Raw genomic sequence first — 18,241 nt, forward strand, 5'->3', positions numbered from 1 at the left:
CGTGCGACAAGGAGCCGGTGCGGTCATGCACCGGCCCTTTCCGTTATCTCAGCCCTCGCAAGCCGGTTCCGCTGCCGGCGCCGCTTTAACGGTACGTACTGTGTGCCGCGCTGCTGCGGTACTGGTGGCGACAACACCGGTTCTGACAAGCGGACGGCGATGCGCCGCCGCTGGCTTTTTATTCCCTGCGCTCGCCACTGTGGCCGTCTTCGCATGCCTGATCTTGCATTGACCGCCCGGAGCGGCCGCGCGCGGCACAGGAGCGGCGGCAACCGGGGAAGCCGTCGCCGCACTGGCGACCACCGCTGACGCCGCACCCACGGCAATCGCCGTCTGCGGCGGGTTCGCGACCGGTGGACTGTAATGCGTAGCAACGGCATTGGCCGGTACCGCGGTGGATTCGACAATGGCGGGTGCCGTTTGCCGGTTCGGCCTGAAGCTCAGGCCGGCGGCCGGCGCACCGAAGGTCCAGCGCACGCCGAGGTTCACCGCATTGCCTGTGCCGTGACTGGCGATGTCCGCGTTGTAGTAAACGAATGCACTGGCTGCCGGCGTGATGTCGAAACTGAAACCAAGCGCGGCTTGCCAGTGGTTCTTTACCGGCTGCAGGCCATCGGCGGTGAAGCTGCCGATGCTGCCGCCATTGACGAACGCATTGTTGGCCGTGACCGCCTGGTCCTTCGTATTGTGCAGATAACGCACCTGAAGGATCGGATGCAGCTGGGTGCCATCGGGATTCCTCGCGAAATCGCCGACCAGTCGCGCACCCACGCCGTACTCGAGACTGGTTGCGCTGGTGCGGCCGACGGAAAGCGCGGCATCGCCGGCGCCCTGTTCGGTGAAGCCGTCGTACTTCACTTTGGCGTAGTAGGCTCCGACGAACGGCTCCAGATGCCACTGGTTGAACTGGAAGCGATAACCGCCCTCCAGTGCCGCATTGACCGATGAGCCGCTATAGCGAGCGTTGGCATTCGCGTCGAACAGCGAGCCCACCTGTATCCGGCGATCGCTTTCGGCACGCTGGTGGCCATAGGACACGATGCCTTCCGCCCACCATTGCTGCGGATTGAAATAAAGCGCATGCAGGCCGACCGCGTATTGATCGACGTCGACCCGGTCGTCGCGCTGGTTTACCGATGTACGCGAATTGGCGAAGCTGGCATGGGCACCCAGGCGCAGATCCTGCACAACCTGCGCATCGGCACCAACGATCAGGCCACGGATACGGTAATCGGTCTGGGCGACGTTGTTCGTGCCGTCGAAACTGGTCGTGGCGGTGAACGGTTCGGCCCAGACGGCCGTCCCCTGCTCGCCGGTGTCGCGCGCCAGTTTCATCCGATAGAGCACGGTGTCCTGATACTGGCTCTGGCCGTACAACTCCGCTTGCGACGCCGAGGCGTAGGTCTCGCCGGTAAGCGAATCGAACGATCCGATCACCTGATCCGAGGTAAGACCGCGCGCATAGCCGAGCAGCGTAGGCATGCGCGTCGAATGGGTGGCGATGTTCTGCAGCGCGGCGGCCATGGCGACCTGATTGCCGTTGAGACCGGGGAACTTGTCGAACGGCGTACCGCCGGTGGGATCGCCGCCCGGATTGCCACCGGTGCCCGCTTGCGTAAGCGTCAGCACCAATTGATTGCCCTGGTTCGTCACGCTGGCATTGAGGAAGGGCAGCACGTTCTGTGTCACGCCGGCATAAGCCCCGGCGATGCCGCCGCTGGCGTTGAGAATCGTGTAGTTGGTAACTGCCGCATACGAACCCGCCGAGGGTAAGGCGACCAGTTGGCCACCCAACGAAGCGGTACCGTTGACCTGAATATGGTCGCTGGTCCCACCGCCGTTGGCGCGCACCTGCGTGGTCGAGCCTGCCGTCGTCGTGAGGTCGCCGACGGTAAGCGTCGTACCCGGCGCACCCGTGCCGGCTGCCGCTCCGCTGCCGCCCGTTCCGCTCGGCGACAACGTGCCGCTCACGGTGACGGGACCCGAAATGCTGCCGCCGCCCACCAACGCACCGCCGCTGCCGATGGCAACCGGCCCACCGAGACTGCCATTGACCACCAGGTTGCCGCCCGCCGTCGTGCCGTTAGAGAACGTGGCGCTCGTACCGGTGCCGACCACCAGCGTACCGGCACCGACATTGAGGTTCGAAACATGGGTAATGGACGCGCCCGGCAGCGTGGCTTCGCCGCTGCCGGTGATGTTCAGCGTGGTACCGCTGCCTGTGCCATTCACCGCGCCGGTGATACCGGCCAGGTTGCCGTAATCGACATTCAGACTGGTACCGGCACCAAGATTCAGCGTGCCGGCGATCGGACCGTCCGCAGTGGCTGCGCCACCGCTTCCGTTGAGATTGGCCGTTGCGCCGACGCCGACCGCGATGCCACCGTTATACGGATTGCTGGCATTCAACACGCCGCCGTTGACCGCGAGCGAACCGTTGAAGCCTGCGAGTGCGCCGTCCAGGGTCAGCGTGCCGCTGCCCAGTTTATTGACGATGCCGGTGCCGCCAAGGCTGCCGCTCAGATCCAGATTCTGCGTGCCTTCCACGGTGAGGCCACCCGCACCGACGGTGACGTTATTGCCGACCGTCAACGCCGCGCTCGTTTGCAGACTGCCGCCGTCGACAGTCAATGCACCGCTGCCGAGTGCCGACGCATTGCCCAGGATCAGACCACCGCCGCCATTGACCGTGGTGCCGCCGCTGTAGTTATTGGCACCGTTCAACGTCAACGTGGCCGGACCATCCTTGATCAGGCTGCCGCTACCGGAGAGTTGACCGTTCAGAGTCAGCGCCTGACTGCCGGTATCGGTCAGTGCCGCACCGAGTGCGATGTTATTGGCGAGATTCACCGCCACGCTCGCATCCAGCGTCCCCGCATTCGCTACCGTCAGCGTACCGGTGCCCAGCGCGGCGTCGTTGCCAAGCACGAGTCCGCCGCCCGCCAGGGTGACGCCACCGCCGAAAGTATTCGCGCCAGTCAGCGTCTGCACACCGGTGCCGTTCTTGGTCAGGCCGCCGCTACCGCTGATGACGCCGCCGAAAGTCAGATTGCCCGCATCGCCGAAGCCCAGCGTATTCGCGCCGAGATTCACCGCGCCCGCACCAGCGAGTGAACCGATGGCCTGATTGCCACCCGGCGACAGATCCAGTGTTCCCGCCGTGCCGACCGTCACCGCACCGGTGTTCGACAAGCTGCCGCCGGCGCCGAGTGCCAGCGTGCCCGCATTGATCGCAGTGCCGCCGCCGAATGTATTCGCACCGGTCAGTGTCAACGTCGAGGTGCCGTCCTTGGTCAAGCCGCCCGCACCGGAAATCGCGCCACCCAACGTGAGTGCACCGCCGACACCGGCCACGTCCAGGTTCGCGCCTGCATTAAGGGTGACGTTGTTGGCGAGAGCGACCGGCCCGTTCGCATCCAGCGACACCGGACCGCCGACCGTCAATGCACCAGTGCCGAGTGCAGCGTTGTTGCCGACCACCAATCCACCGGCATTCAATGCCACGCCGCCACCGAATGTATTCGCGCCACCCAGCGTCTGCACGCCGGCACCGGTTTTGATGAGGCCACCACCGCCAGCGATGCTGCCGTCAAAGCTGGTATTGCCCACGCCACCGAGCGTGAGCGTGTTGCCGCCAAGGTTCACGCTGCCGGAAACACCATCGATCGCGCCGATGGCCTGATTGCCGCCAGCTGAAATATCCAGCGCGCCGGTGCCGCTCACGTTGACCAGGCCCGTCGACAACAGACTGCCACCCGCACCGACGGCCAGCGTGCCGTCGCTGATGCTGGTGCCGCCGTTGAAGGTATTCGCGCCCGTAAGCGTCAAGGTCGAACCGCCACTCTTGCTCAGGCTGCCGGTACCAGTGATCGCGCCACCCAGGGTAAGTGCGTTGCCGCCCAGTACATTCAGGCCCGCGTTGCCGGTCAGGTTCACGTTGTTGCCGAGAGTAACCGCCGCATTCGAATCCAGCGTCGCCGTACCGCCGACTGTCAGTGCGCCGGTACCCAGCGCGCTGTTGTTGCCGACGATCAGTCCACCCGCATTCAATGCCACGCCACCACCGAAGGTGTTCGCGCCGCCGAGCGTCTGCACGCCGGCGCCGGTCTTGATCAGGCCGCCCGCACCGCCGATAACGCCATTGAAACTGGCGCTGCCAACGCCACCAAGCGTCAGCGTGTTGCCGCCTAGCGTGACGTTGCTGGCCAACACACCGTTCAATGCGCCGATGGTCTGGTTGCCACCACCGGCGATATCGAAGCCCGCGCCGCCCGCGGTCAGATTCACGGCACCCACGGCCGACAAACTGCCGCCCGCGCCGAGAGCCAGCGTGCCCGCGCCGATCGTCGTACCACCGGTGAAGCTATTGGCGCCGGTCAACGTTTCGATGCCGCTGCCCACCTTGGTGAGAGCACCGGTGCCTGCGATCGACCCGCTGAATATCCCGTTCGTCGCGCTGCCCAGCGTGAGGTTGTTGGCACCTATATTGACTGTACCGCCACCGATCAACGTACCGAACGTCTGCGTGCCGTTACCCGCGGAGAGATCGAATGTAGCGCCCGTCGCCAGATTCACCGTACCGGCACCCGCCAGGCTGGCACCCGCGCCCAGCGCCAGCGTGCCGCTGTTGATATTGGTGCCACCGGTATAGGTGTTGGCACCGTTCAAGGTAAGCGTCGCCAGTCCATCCTTGGTCAGGCCACCGCCGCCCGACAGCACGCCGTTCAAGGACAATGCATTGCTGCCCTGGAACGTCAGTCCGCCGTTGAGCACGATGTTGTTATTGACGGTAAGCGCGCTGCTCGCATCCAGCGTGGCGTTCGCGCCGGCACCGACGTTCAGCACACCGGTACCCAGTGCGCTGTTGTTGCCGAGAATCAGGCCAGCGCCGGTATTGAGGGAGACACCGCCACCGAATGTATTCGCACCGCTAAGCCCCTGTACGCCACCGGCGATGGTCAAGCCACCGGCACCGCCGATCACGCCACCGAACGCGGTACTGCCCGCACCGTTCAAGGTCAGCCTGTTGCCGCCCAGGTTCACGTTGCCGGACGCGCCACTGAGCGAACCGATGGCCTGGTTGCCGCCAGCGGAAATATCGAAGGTACCCGTACCGCTCAGCGATACCGCACCGGTCGACAGCAAACTGCCGCCTGCTCCTATCGCCAACGTGCCCGACTGGATGTTGGTGCCGCCGCCATAGGTATTCGCACCGGTCAGCGTCAGTGTGGACGTGCCGTTGAGCGTGAGGTTGCCGGCACCGGAAATGGGGCCGCCTAGTGTCAGTGCGTTAGCGCCCTGCACCGTCAGACCGGCGCCCGCCGACAAGTTGATGGCATTGCCCAGATTGATTGCGCTGTTGGAGGCAAGCGTTGCCGCACCTCCCACGGTCAGCGCACCGGTGCCGAGTGCATTGTTATTACCGACGATCAGGCCGCCGCTGTTCAATGCAACGCCGCCACCAAAGGTACTGGCGCCGATCAAGGTCTGCGTACCGGCGCCTGACTTGATCAGTCCGCCAGCACCGCCGATCGCGCCATTGAAGCTGGCATTTCCGGCGGCATTGAGAGTCAGCGTATTGCCGCCCAGCGTGACGTTGCCACCGGCGATGCCGTTCAACGCACCGATGGTCTGGTTACCACCCGCCGCAATGTCGAATCCGGCACCGGCACCTCCGAGGGTTACCGCGCCGCCCGCCGCCAGACTGCCGCCAGCACCGAGTGCCAGCGTGCCCGCCGAGATGTTGAGGCCGCCAGTGAATGTATTGCTGCCGGTCAGTGTCTGGGTACCGGTACCCAGTTTGACCAACCCGCCGGTTCCGCCGATCGCGCCGCCGAACGCTGCGTTGCCCACGCCGCCGAAGCTCAGCGTATTTCCACCCAGCAACAGGTTCGTGCCTGCCACGCCTGTCAGGTTGCCGATGGTCTGGTTGCCGGCGGCCGAGAGATCGAACGCCGCACCGATACCGCTCAGATCCACGGCACCGGTTGCCGCAAGGCTGCCGCCCGCGCCAAGCGCCACCGTGCCACCCGCAATTTGCAGCCCACCCGAGAAATTATTCGCGCCGTTCAGAGTCACGGTGCCTGCACCGTTCTTGATCAGGCTGCCGGCGCCCGACAGCACACCATTGAACGTCAGCGGTTGACCGCCGAGCAGATTCAGCGAACCACCGGCGCCGAGCGCAACGTTGTTACCCAGCGTCAGTGCAGCGGTGCCATCCAGATTGATCGCGGCGCCACCGCCAATCGTCAACGTGCCCGTTCCCAGCGCCGCGTTATTGCCAAGCAACAGGCCGCCGCTATTGACCGTCAAGCCACCGTTGAATGTATTGGCGCCATTCAAGGAAAGCGTCGACGCGCCACCCTTGATCAGGCTTCCGGCACCCGACAACACACCGTTGAACGTCAGCGGTTGGCCCAGAAGATTGAGCGAACCACCGGCACCGAGTGCGACGTTGTTGTCCAGCGTCAGTGCGGCGGTGCCATCCAGGTTGATCGCGGCACCACCTCCAATCGTCAACGTGCCCGTTCCCAGCGCCACGTTATTGCCAAGCAGCAGGCCGCCGCCATTGACCGTCAAACCGCCGCTGAATGTGTTGACGCCATTCAAGGTAAGCGTCGACCCACCACCTTTGATCAGACTGCCGGCACCCGACAGCACACCGTTGAACGTCAGCGGCTGGCTGCCAAGCAAATTGAGCGAACCACCTGCGCCGAGCGTGACGTTGTTGGTCAGCGACAATGCCGCAGCGCCATCCAGCGTGGCCGCACCGCCCACCGTCAACGCACCGGTACCCAGCGCACCGCTATTGCCCAACAACAGACCGCCACCGTTGAGCGAAAGACCGCCACCGAATGTATTCGCGCCATTCAAGGTAAGCAGCGATGCGCCGCTCTTGATCAGGTTGCCGGCCCCCGACAGCACGCCGTTGAACGTCAGCGGTTGACCGCCGAGCAGATTAAGCGAACCGCCTGCACCGAGCGTGACGTTATTGGCGAGTGCGAGGGGAAGGGTTCCATCCAGCGTAACGGCACCACCCACACTCAGAGCACCGGTACCGAGCGCACCGGCATTGCCCAGCAATAGGCCACCCGCATTCAGCGCCACGCCGCCGCCGAACAGGTTGAGGCCGCCCAGCGTCTGCACGCCCGTTCCGATTTTGATCAGGCCACCGGTACCGGCGATGACACCGCCGAAACTGTTATCGCCAACACCGGCCAGGGTAAGAGTGTGCACGCCAAGGTTAACGTTTCCACCGAGCCCACCCAGCGAACCAATGGTTTGATTCGCCGCCGCCGAAAGGTCGAGGTTGGTACCCGCGGAAAGATTCATGGCCCCCGTGGGGGACAGACTGGCACCGGCGCCCAAGGCCAATCCGCCTCCGGTGATGGAGAAACTGCCGCTGAGACTGTTTGCGCCGCCAAGCGTAAGCACGCCGCTACCACTCTTGATCACGTTGCCGAGGCCCGACAGCGAGCCGGTCAAGTTGAGCGCGGTGTTGCCGATCAGGTTCAACGAACCGCCGAGATTGACGACGATATTGTTGTTGAAGCCGGCCACTCCGGGGAGGGTATCGAGAGTAGCCGAACCACCTATCGACAGGTTGCCGAGACCCAGCGCACCGGCATTGCCAAGCAGCAGGCCGCCCGCATTGAGAGCGACGCCGCCAGTAAAAAGATTGGCGCCACCCAGCGTCACGACGCCGGTGTTTGCGATCGTCAGTCCACCCGCACCCGACAGTACACCGGACAACGAGAAAGCATTGCTGCCGCCAAGGGTCAGGTTGCCCGCATTGAGCGAAAAACTATTGGCCAGCGACAGACCGGCCGTCGCGGCGGCGATAGCGCCGCCGTTGACGTTGAACAGGCCACCGCCGAACGCACCGGCATTGTCGAAAGTCACCAGGCCATCGTTGAGCGTGGTGTCGAGACCGGCGACGGCGCCCTGCAAATTCCAGGTGCCGCTGTTCACCGTCAGGTGCTGGAAATTCACATAGGTGCCCGCGCCAATGTTGGTCACGGTGCCACCGGTGCCCGAACCCACGCCTGTCGCCGAGTTCTGCAGGATCAACTTATTGGCGGTGCCGGTGCCCCCGTCCACCTTGCCGGCAGCGGCAAGCTTCACGTTGATAACAGAAAGGGAACCCGCTGGAGAGTTGCCGTTGTTGTTTACGCTGGACCCGGACACCGCCGTGAAGGTATTGCCCGCGGTGCTGTCGCCCAGATACACGCTGCCGTTGATGGTGCCCGCATTAAGAAAGGTATTGCCGAGACTGGCCGTACCCGGCGCGTTAAAGCCGATACGTCCAGTGATGCTGGAGCCACTGTCGTTGGTAAAACTCGTCTGGCCACCGCCATAAGACACGATGGCCGGCGCATCCGCCGCCGTGAACAGAGCGACGCCGAGAATCGACATCCCCACGGTGCCACTGTTCTTGATCGTGGTGAGGCCGTTGGTACCGTTTTGCACTACCAGCGCCTGACCGCCGAAACCGAGCAGCGAACCGATATTGACCAGGCCATTCATCTTGCCGCCGGCCAGGTTGTCCACATTGATCGTATTGGCACCGCTATTGCCAAGGATGGTGCCCGACGCCGCCAGGCTGAATCCACCGGTGATCGTCGGATCGATCGAGCCCTGGTTGTTCAGCGTGATGCCATTGCCGCTGAGTGTCAGCGCGGTACCGCCGAGAAGAGGAGGAACGCTGACAACCGCACCGGTTTGTACATTCACCGTCACACCATTGGTGGCATCGACAACCGTATTCGTAGTGGAGCCGGTAGGACAGGTGATCGTGGTTCCAGCCGTCGTGCAGGTCGCATAGGCCGTACCCGTAAGTAAAGGCATAGCCATGATCGGCGCAAGGGCCAGAAAGATTCCTCTGACCAACGACGTACGACGAACACGATCAAGACGATGCTGATGCATGACAGCCCTCCGGTTCAATGCGTGCAATTCCATCTACGTGGCGAAGCAACCCGACAGTCCTTCGAGAAAAACGCATACGCCTCCCGTCGTCATGGAAGACGACTGAGCGGACACCTCGGGCGAACCCCTTAAGATGGTTTGAAATATGTCTCGGTATTTCGACTGGCAGCGTACGACTGCTATCGATTGCACCGATACACAGAACCGGCACCATCACATCGACGTAAATCGTTGTGAAACACACGATTCGCGATGCGAAAGAACGTGCACCGCGGTACCTGACGATCGGCTCGCAAGAGCCTCTATCCGTCGGACGCCGCAGCCAGAGCCGATGTCCGCGTTCCCGGTCGCGGCACCAGACAGACGAACGTCACCAGTGCGGCGACGAAAGTAACGACCGCGAGGATCAGAAGCAGCGTTTGGAAAGCGTATGCAAATTCGGCGATCATCGATCCGCTGCTCAGTTCCGGGAATATCCGCTGTGCGCCGGCAAGGTCGCCTGCGGCCAGTTGAATGCCCGCCTCACCCGCTCGTGCCATCGTGTCGTCGCTGACACCTCCCGCGGTCGCCATCAACTTCCCCTGCGTCAGCGTCGCAAGTACGGCGGTGACAATCGCCAGTGCGATGCCCTCGCCCGCTACCCGCGTCGTACTGAAAATGCCGGTGGCCATGCCCGCCCTGTCTTTCGGAACCACGGTCATCGACAGACCATCCATAAGACCCCACGGAAAGCCCGTACCGCAGCCGATAACCAGCATCGGAAGCATCAGCGCCTGTCCCGTTTCGGTCATGGGCACGCGGCTAAGCAGATAGAGACCGAAGGTCGCCGCAAGCAATCCAAAACCTGCAAGCATGCCCGGTGCGATCCATCGGGTAAGCCACGCCGCAAGCGCAGGCACGACGAGCATCGGCGCACTGAGCGAGAGCATCAGCAGACCCGCGTCGATTTCGCGCATGCCGTTGATCCCGATGAACCGAAGCGGCAACAGCACCAGCAAGACGATGTAGCAGTAGCACGTCCCGATCGGCAGGATTTGCACGCCAACGAAACGGGCATAGCGGAAAAGGCTGAGGTCTAGCATGGGGCGGGCGACCCGCAGTTCTGTCTGGACGAAAACCGCCGCAAACACACACGACATGCACAGCAAACCGACGACGAGCACACTGCTCCAACCGCTGGCGGGCCCCTGCACCACCGCATACGTAAAACACGCCAGCGCCGCGGTAAACGTAAGCGCGCCGGGCCAGTCGAGACCGGAGGCATTCGGGTCGCGGGACTCGTGCATCCGTCGCGCACCGAACGCGAGTGCCACGACACCGACCGCCGCGATGCACAGAAAGATCGATCGCCAGCCGAAGCGACCGATCAACACACCGGCAAGTAACGGGCCGAAAGCGAGACCGACGCCAAAACTGGTACCCAGCGCACTGAATGCACGCGTCAAAGACCTGCCGTGGAAAACCTGGGCCAATGCCGCCGAGCCACCGGAAAGTGCGGCCGCCGCAGCGAAACCTTGCAGGCCGCGCAGCACGTCGACCACCAGCACGCTCGATGCGAAACACAACGCGAGCGACAACAACGTAAGCGCGCCGACGCCACCGACGAACAATCGCTTGCGTCCGAACTGATCGGCGAGAGCGCCCGCCGCCATCAGCGAACTGCCGAAGGTCAGCATGAAGGCGTTGGTAATCCAGGCGAGATTCGCCGCGCTGCCGCCCAGCTGACGACCGATTGCGAGCGTCGCGACGGCACCAGCCGAAAAATTCAGCGGAAGAATCAGGGCGGCAAGGCAAACGGCAGCCAATACGGGTAAGCCGCGCGTGGCGGCTGGTGCGGTTGAGTCAGTCATGGGAATCCGGTCGCGTAGAGAGCATCGGCGGGGCCGGTCTTGTGGACCGCCCAGGGTTGCGCCCATGCTACGGATGCCGCAATCGAAGATAATCAGCCCCGAATTCCACGCATACCGGAATATGACGCTTGAATCCGTCCGCCGAAAACCTGGCCCGCATCGTCACCTTCGTCCAGACAGCGGAGTCGCTCAGCTTCGTCGGTGCCGCGCGCCATCTGGGGGTCTCGGCATCGGCCGTCGGCAAGACCGTGGCAAAACTGGAGAAGACACTCGGCGTCCGCCTGTTTCAGCGCAGTACCCGAACGGTTCGCCTCACCGACGAGGGTCGCCTCTTCTACGAACGCTGCCGGAAAGTGCTGGACGACCTGCACGATGCCGAAGCCATGGTGTCCGAAGCGGCGCAGACGCCGCGCGGACGTCTGCGCGTCAGCCTGCCCACCATCGGCTACCGCTTCCTCGTTCCGCACATCGCGGAATTCCATCGCCTGTATCCGGATGTCGAACTCGACCTGGACTTCAGCGACCGCCTCGTCGACATCATCGAAGACGGCTTCGACGCCGTCATTCGCAGCGGCGACTTGCCCGACTCGCGATTGATGTCCCGATTGCTGGGACCGTTCCGCTTCGTTCTGTGCGCCGCGCCGGCGTATCTCGCCATACACGGCATGCCGAAAACCATCGCCGACCTCGCCAACCACGCGTGCCTGCAATTCCGCTTTCCCACCAGCGGCAAAATCCGCGGCTGGCCCTTCGCCGACGCCAGCCCCGGCACGCAGGCAAACAGCCCACTGACATGCAGCAACATGGAAGCGATACGCGCGGTCACCGTCGAAGGCCTGGGCCTTGGCTACATGCCGGACTTCCTTGCCCGCAGCGCGATCGCGGACGGCACACTGAAACACGTACCGCTGGATCTTCCCGCCGATGAAGGCCGCTTCTGGGTGCTATGGCCTTCCAGCCGGCAACTGTCGCCGAAGATTCGTGTGTTCGTGGATTTCGTGTGCGAGCGGTTGTTCAAGGACTGAGCCACCACTCAGACTAATCTGAAAATTCGCGGGATAAATCCTCAACGGGTTGACCCTCCGCGCTCTTGCCGCGATTCTCTCCGCGTCGCCGCACATCGGCGATCGGGAATAGCATCCTGTGTTTTGCAACTGGCGCGAAAAAGTATCGTCTCAAACGCTGCTTTTTCGCGTCGTCTAAGCTCGCATCCTTTGAGGCGGGCGTGTCGGGCGGACTTCGGTCCGGCCGGGTTCCAGTTGCACCCGTAATGCTATCTCGGCACGCCCGCCACCCGCGTCCTGCGGGTGGCGGTCATCCCACGGAAGAGGATGCCGCCATGAGTAAGCACAGTTCCACCACCATCACCGCCCACGACATCCCCGTCGCCTGTCCGCTCTGCAAAGGCGATCGCAAAGTGCGTCTTGGCGATATCCACGAGAGAATCACCGAACACCTTTCCGGCATGCGCGGCGCCACCGATCTGTTGATCGATGTGCCGATGATCGATGCGGAAGAAGGCTCGGTCGCACAGACGGCGCGCTTGCTGCGGAATCTTATCGACGAGGTGACAGAGCTTTATCGGGCGATGAGCTTGAGTGTCACGCGCGATACGGGAATGCAACTTCAGTAAGCCACGAGTACAGGCGCATGGCGGTTCGATACGAGACATCCGGCCACGGGCGTTCCATTGGCGGTCGCCAATGGAACGCCCGCACGTTACGCCATGACGTCGATCCGCATACCTGATCGCAAAGCCTCGATAACGCTCTGCAATCGCGTTACCGCCTGAGCTGCGCACGCATACTCTCGGGCCGTTTCGCCCGCATATTCCGCGGAACTGACGCGCCACTTTGCCGCTTCGGAAACCATGAACGTTATGGCATCGATGGGATCGTTTCCATCAGCAGGAAGTACATAAAAAATACCGGCTGCCCTGTCTGAGATATGACCTTCGATATCGAGCCTCCACATGACCTTCGCCAAGTCCTTAGGACGTATGTCGTGCAGATTCACGCTCTTCAAATATTCTTTAGTAGATTCCGACATCGAGGAAATGGCTTGCGTAGACGACGAAAATTCTACGGGATTGTCGACATAGCCTTCGACGCTTTTCTCGACCTGCATAAATTTGAATCCGTTCGACCCATAGACCGGAGTATGTGACGGAGGGACGTTCATTTTCACCTCGGGCCTGATTAACTGAATGAAGCTTGCGTGGATTTCCTGCTGAGCGCGATCCACAGTCCGGCGCTTCCACATGTCGGTGGAAGCCACCCCTAATGTCAGGTGCCGAGAAACTCTTTCCTGTCTTTCTTTTCTTTACGTAGTCCACGCCATCGCCCACTGCCAGCCCATCTAAATTTCCGCAACGTGAGCGATATGTTCATCCGGCGCAACGACGCGCGAAGCGAAGGAGGAATCATGAAGATTTCAGGATTGGTAGCGACCGGCTTGATCGCTGCATCGGCGATCTCATCTGCGATGGCACAGTCGGCAGGAACCGCCGAGCTAGCAACAACTTCTCTGGCCGAGGAGCGTTCCTCTTATGCGGATCGCGCATGCCCACTTCGTATAAATAACGGGGAGGCCATTGGAAATCTTGGTGTAAGTGAAGAGCGCGAAGCATTTCGATGGACGACAAGTTGTACCGGGTTCGTAAACGTGCGGATTACCGCCAGCGCCATGAACTTCAAACTTCAGCTTGCTACAAACGGGGGATGGACGACTGTCGCTTACAGTAAAAACACCGGAACGAATACCTATCTTCCATCTGTTGGCCCGGGGACCTACCGGATCGTGGTCATCAATGATGGGATTTATAGAAATGACTATAAGGTCGTTTACAACTACGGCATAGGTTGATTGCCTGACCGGCAACAAGAGGGTCGCGCCATTTACGTGACGCGACCCTCAACCAGTATCAAATGCCATGTCCACTTCCAGTCGAACATCCCGACACGTCGGTCTCGGACAAAGTCGCTAGAATCAGCCCAGGGATAAGGGGAAGGGGCAGCAATGAAACGAATGCTGGCAGGATTGGCGTGTCTGGTGGCGAGTTTGTTTTTTTTGCTCATCGCCGCTTTTGCGTGGGGGCGTCTTCGCCCTTCGACGGCAGAGCAGGCGCAAGCACTGTCCACGTTGAAGGCTGACTTAAAACCGAAGCAGGGCACGAACGCCTTTCCCCTGCAATGGTTCGCTGACTTTGACGTGCCTTACGATCAGCTCGACTCTCTTTATGCAAAAGATCTGGAGCGCACGAATGCCTGGATAGGCAACCTGCCCAAGGGCGGCATCTCGTCAGTCCCAGCACCGACAGCTCAACCGCCTTTTCCGATGTTAGAACCGATAGGCAAAGACAGAGACGTGCTCTGCGCCACGCGCGAAGGCAATTGCCTGGACAAGGTCCGTGCAAATCGCGACATGGTGCGTGCCGTGCTGGTCAAACATCTCGTACGGCTCGAGCGCGATGAAGCGCTCAGCCGCTATGACTACACGTGGAGCGATTTGCCACCGAATCCGCTGATGACCATTCCCCCATACGGCGCTTCGATGGGGTTATGGACGAGCGCCGCCGCGCTGGATTTCGTCGATGGTAACGTCCCGCGTGCATTGGATCGCATATGTACCAATGCACTCACGGCGCGCCGACTCCACGCACATAGCAATACCCTGATTGGTTCAATGGTCATGGCGGGCCGCTTGCGAGGTGCCACCCAGCTCTTCCTGCAAATGCTGAGCGAGGCATCACCCGAGCAAGCCATACCGGAAAGTTGCGCCGTGGCCTTTGCGGCGGTTACCGCCGACGATCTGGATATGTGCGCCAGTATGCAGTCGGAGTTCAAGACAATGTTTGGATCCGGCTTACTGGATATTGATGCCCCCTGGTACGAGCGCTGGAAAATATCGAACACGGGCATGCAACGTTTAGCTGCGCAGGCTTACGGCGTGTCCTGCACAGATGCCGCTCGCAAGCAGCTATTGGCCGATCAGCGACTCCCCAACGATTCAATGCTCCCCAAAACCGATATTTTTGATTGGATATCCAATTCGTTCGGCAGCGTGCTCGTGAACATATCGGGGGCAACCTTTAGTAACTATCTGAATCGACAACAAGACGCCGCGGCCAGTCTTCGCCTTGGCGCCACCATGCTCTGGTTACGCGAAACGCGCGCCAATGGGCACCCCCTGGCCGAGCGGTTGAATCAGCGACCGGATTGGATGCACGTAGCCGATGACCGCGCACTGAGACTGTCACCGGACAATCGCAGTCTGCTCATGAGACCCCACGATGAGGGTTCGCATTGGCCAGAGACGTGGCCGCTATCCAGGGAAATTTGAGCGTCCCCGGTGCGACGGGCCGGATGTTGGGCCGTCGCACAGGCAGTCCGTATTGAATCCAGGATGAAATATGCATGCTGAAGTACTGGATATTCTCAGGGGACCGATCACGTTCCTGCTACGAACCATCCTCATAGAGGTCGTGCTGTTCTGGCTCGGACGAGTGTCGCTTCTGATCGGTCTTGTCTTGACGGGCAAGACCACACTCATGAAGCCAGCGGCAGTACACCCGACGCGGCGCGATAGCGCCCATAGACGCTGGACAGGAAGTAAAAGGTCCGGGTCGTCCGTTCAATTCGCCAACGGCTCGGACACCAGCGCCCGGCGTACGCTCAGGGCTGTGCCCGCTGCCGCCACGATGATCGCCACAATCGCCAGCCATTGCAGCACGCTCAGATGCTCGCCCAGGAAAACCACGCCAGCCACCGCGGCGACGGCTGGCTCGATACTCAACAAGGTGCCGAACGTGCGAGCCGGCAGCCGGGTCAATGCGATCATTTCCAACGAATAGGGCAACGCGGAACTGAGAACGGCCACACCCAGCGCCAGGGGTAACAACGCTGGCGAGAACAAGGCGGTGCCGGCATGCGCCACCCCGAACGGAATGGCCACCAGCGCCGCGATCGAGGTACCCAGCGCCACCGCGTCCGCGCCATAGATCGCTCCGGCCTTCTGCCCGAACACGATATACAGCGCCCAACCCACCCCGGCGGCCAGCGCATACATCACCCCCACCGGGTCGAGCGTCTGCACCTGTCCGCGCAGCGGCAACAGCAAGGCAAGCCCCGCCACCACCAGCGCGATCCAGACGAAATCCAGCAACCGGCGCGAACCGAAGAGCGCGAGCACCAGCGGCCCGGTGAATTCCAGCGCTACCGCGATACCCAGTGGGATCGTGCGCAGCGACATATAGAACACCAGGTTCATCGCCCCCATCGAGAGGCCGTAACCCCATAGCGCGCGCCAGTCGCTCCCCTTCCGCGACGATCGCCATGGCCGCCGCAGCAGCAACAGGATCAACGCCCCCAGACCCAGCCGGAACGCGGTGGCCCCCTGTGCGCCAACCAGCGGAAACAATTGCTTGGCCAGAGCCGCCCCACACTGATACGACACCATGCTGATCAACAACACGCTAACCGCTAGCAGGACCGGGGCAACGGTGGCGCGTGAGGACATGGGAGGGAGTCGCAGCGACAAGGTAAGGGCACTCATGATGCCCGCAAGCGCGGGTTAAACCCACCCTATAGAGCCTCTTGCCACCACCGCTACTGACCCAGCGTGGCAGCAGTCTGCATAGTTCAAACCGTTGGGGCCGCGAATCGGCACTTTGCCTGACAACGTCTTGCCACTACGCCCACGGAGGTCAATCATGGGAAAGAAGCTATTCGGAACGATTCTGGTCTTACTGTGCGGCATAGTCCATGCGCAGCAGGAGAAAGTGACCTACTTCTACACCGACCCACAGGGCAATGTGCTGGCGGAAGCAGACACACAAGGTAACGTCGTCACCACACATGACTACAAACCCTATGGAAGTTCAGCCATGAACCCGCAGCTCGATGGCCCCGGCTATACCGGGCACGTAAACGACCAAGATACCGGCCTCGTCTACATGCAGGCGCGGTACTACAGCCCAGAAATCGGGCGATTTCTTAGTGTGGATCCATCCAACCTCAAACCAGGAGATGTCTACAACGCCGATCGGTACGCCTACACACAAAGTAACCCCTTGCGCTACGTCGATCCGGACGGACGCTACGCATGCGGCAGTTCAGACAAAGCAACTTGTGGACAAATCAACAAGTTTGTCAGCACGATGAATAGCGCGATTGGTCGCCTCCCAAAGGGCTCGGATGCCAGAAACAGACTGGCCGCCGTATCTACTCATGTAGGCACTCCCGGCGACAACAACGGTGTGACGTTGAATGCAGGGGAATTGGGTAAGAATGTAATCGCCGTGGCGAATAGTGCGACGATGATGACTATCGACGTGAAGCAGGCATCAACACTGTCGGCGCCCTTTCGACAGTACAACCCAGGAATGAGTTCTACAAATCTGGCCAATGCTTTTGGCGCTAGCGCGATCGCACATGAGGGCCAGCATCAACTCGATTACCTGACCGGGGGTTACCCAACGGATCGTGTTTCCGAGCGCGCGACGGAAATGAACGCCTACAGCACTGAGCTGGGTGTTGCGAAGGGGCTTGGGATATCCAACGACCTGTATGCGCCAGGCGCCCTTCCAAAAGACGTTAACGCGCGGGTGAATGAAGCAGCAGATACATCGACGAACTATTGGTGCAAGGAAAACGGATGCTGAGACCGTATTTGTTTCTAATCCTGCTACTGGCTTTTACCGCATTCGACCCAGCTCAATCGGTCCTCGCTACCAATACAGTAAGCGACACGACGGTTTGCGAACTCTACGCCGCGCGCATGTCCCCGCCGAATGGCAGAGTGCGCGTCAAGGCAACTGCATGGATGGCTCCCCGACACGGAGCAATGCTATTGGATCCAAATTGCCCCGAAGCATCCATAAGCTTTCGATTCAAAGAGCATTTGCCACATCAATCCAATGCATCGAAGTTCGACCGTGCGTTGACTGGTGACGTCATGGACTTGTCGCTTCGCAAGTTCGACGTCGAAGCAACTGGCATATTGTCCGCCCCCACGGCGGCCACCCCCGGCGGGCTGTTTTACATTGACCACGTTGGCTGGTTCAAACCGCAAAAAGAGAATCACGAACACTGATCGGCGCAAGACACTCTCGCACAGAGGCTGGTGTTATTAAGCGGAGCGAAACTGGCTAATGCCGACGCAGGTGAGTCGAGGCGGGAGGCCTCTGGAATCTTCCGAGTGTCGCTTCGCTTCGGATTGCGCTCGAGAGCGCTCCTACACAAAATCGGGGGCGGACGGGATTTGGAGGCCCGCGATCCCGGGGGCGAGAGGGGGGGCTTGGCCCCCTGCACTGCCCTGCCTTATTGGGTGGTGCTACAGTTTGGTTCCTGCCGTGGGTCGTTACCCTCGAATTGACGCTGGAAGCCAGCGGCCGATCCCGACCGCCATTACCGACTATAGCTATATTGCTGGGCACTGAATCGGCAAAGTTGTAAAAACTGCTT

10 protein-coding genes are annotated in these 18,241 nt (G+C 61.4%); 6 read left to right on the forward strand and 4 right to left on the reverse strand.

Annotated elements, in window-relative coordinates; genetic code table 11:
• Positions 1-48 precede the first annotated feature (48 nt).
• Positions 49-8,847 carry an autotransporter-associated beta strand repeat-containing protein gene (locus AC3IR3_RS18235; protein WP_489194216.1) on the reverse strand — a complete coding sequence of 2,933 codons (8,799 nt, stop codon included), beginning with the start codon at positions 8,845-8,847 and terminating at the stop codon, positions 49-51.
• 383 nt (positions 8,848-9,230) lie between these two features.
• Complete coding sequence (locus tag AC3IR3_RS18240; protein ID WP_489194217.1) at positions 9,231-10,778, reverse strand: MFS transporter; 1,548 nt, start codon at positions 10,776-10,778, stop codon at positions 9,231-9,233.
• 128 nt (positions 10,779-10,906) lie between these two features.
• On the opposite strand from AC3IR3_RS18240, the gene AC3IR3_RS18245 reads away from it, so the two are divergent.
• On the forward strand, positions 10,907-11,803 hold the full coding sequence (locus tag AC3IR3_RS18245; protein WP_489194219.1) for a LysR family transcriptional regulator: 897 nt from the start codon (positions 10,907-10,909) through the stop codon (positions 11,801-11,803).
• 314 nt (positions 11,804-12,117) lie between these two features.
• Entirely contained in the window at positions 12,118-12,411 is a 294-nt protein-coding gene (locus tag AC3IR3_RS18250) for a hypothetical protein (RefSeq protein ID WP_489194220.1), read from the forward strand.
• Between the two features lie 86 nt (positions 12,412-12,497).
• On the opposite strand, the gene AC3IR3_RS18255 is transcribed toward AC3IR3_RS18250, so the two are convergent.
• Positions 12,498-12,905, reverse strand: coding sequence for a hypothetical protein (locus AC3IR3_RS18255; RefSeq protein ID WP_489194222.1), 408 nt, complete (start codon positions 12,903-12,905; stop codon positions 12,498-12,500).
• Between the two features lie 297 nt (positions 12,906-13,202).
• Between AC3IR3_RS18255 and AC3IR3_RS18260 the strand changes: the two genes are divergently transcribed.
• Positions 13,203-13,643: a hypothetical protein gene (locus AC3IR3_RS18260; protein WP_489194223.1), complete on the forward strand. Its 441-nt coding sequence runs from the start codon at positions 13,203-13,205 to the stop codon at positions 13,641-13,643.
• A 153-nt stretch (positions 13,644-13,796) separates the two neighbouring features.
• On the forward strand, positions 13,797-15,119 hold the full coding sequence (locus tag AC3IR3_RS18265) for a hypothetical protein (RefSeq protein ID WP_489194225.1): 1,323 nt from the start codon (positions 13,797-13,799) through the stop codon (positions 15,117-15,119).
• A 291-nt stretch (positions 15,120-15,410) separates the two neighbouring features.
• Here AC3IR3_RS18265 and rhtA read toward each other — a convergent pair whose 3' ends face one another.
• On the reverse strand, positions 15,411-16,295 hold the full coding sequence (gene rhtA / locus AC3IR3_RS18270) for a threonine/homoserine exporter RhtA (RefSeq protein WP_489194226.1): 885 nt from the start codon (positions 16,293-16,295) through the stop codon (positions 15,411-15,413).
• 193 nt (positions 16,296-16,488) lie between these two features.
• Between rhtA and AC3IR3_RS18275 the strand changes: the two genes are divergently transcribed.
• Together AC3IR3_RS18275 and AC3IR3_RS18280 are read left to right on the forward strand one after the other, a co-directional pair.
• Positions 16,489-17,439, forward strand: coding sequence for an RHS repeat-associated core domain-containing protein (locus tag AC3IR3_RS18275; RefSeq protein ID WP_489194227.1), 951 nt, complete (start codon positions 16,489-16,491; stop codon positions 17,437-17,439).
• Positions 17,433-17,870 (forward strand): hypothetical protein, encoded by a 438-nt coding sequence (locus tag AC3IR3_RS18280; RefSeq protein ID WP_489194228.1) that lies wholly within the window; start codon positions 17,433-17,435, stop codon positions 17,868-17,870. Before AC3IR3_RS18275 ends, AC3IR3_RS18280 begins: the two co-directional genes overlap by 7 nt.
• Positions 17,871-18,241 lie beyond the last annotated feature (371 nt).

This window comes from Luteibacter sp. GL_149 (assembly GCF_057834065.1).

Excerpts from the sequence above, each read along its gene's own strand:
- AC3IR3_RS18235 (WP_489194216.1), bottom strand. The coding sequence starts at position 8,847 with ATGCCTTTACTTACGGGTACGGCCTATGCGACCTGCACGACGGCTGGA.
- AC3IR3_RS18240 (WP_489194217.1), bottom strand. The coding sequence starts at position 10,778 with ATGACTGACTCAACCGCACCAGCCGCCACGCGCGGCTTACCCGTATTG.
- AC3IR3_RS18250 (WP_489194220.1), top strand. The coding sequence starts at position 12,118 with ATGAGTAAGCACAGTTCCACCACCATCACCGCCCACGACATCCCCGTC.
- AC3IR3_RS18255 (WP_489194222.1), bottom strand. The coding sequence starts at position 12,905 with ATGCAGGTCGAGAAAAGCGTCGAAGGCTATGTCGACAATCCCGTAGAA.
- AC3IR3_RS18260 (WP_489194223.1), top strand. The coding sequence starts at position 13,203 with ATGAAGATTTCAGGATTGGTAGCGACCGGCTTGATCGCTGCATCGGCG.
- AC3IR3_RS18265 (WP_489194225.1), top strand. The coding sequence starts at position 13,797 with ATGAAACGAATGCTGGCAGGATTGGCGTGTCTGGTGGCGAGTTTGTTT.
- rhtA (WP_489194226.1), bottom strand. The coding sequence starts at position 16,295 with ATGTCCTCACGCGCCACCGTTGCCCCGGTCCTGCTAGCGGTTAGCGTG.
- AC3IR3_RS18275 (WP_489194227.1), top strand. The coding sequence starts at position 16,489 with ATGGGAAAGAAGCTATTCGGAACGATTCTGGTCTTACTGTGCGGCATA.
- AC3IR3_RS18280 (WP_489194228.1), top strand. The coding sequence starts at position 17,433 with ATGCTGAGACCGTATTTGTTTCTAATCCTGCTACTGGCTTTTACCGCA.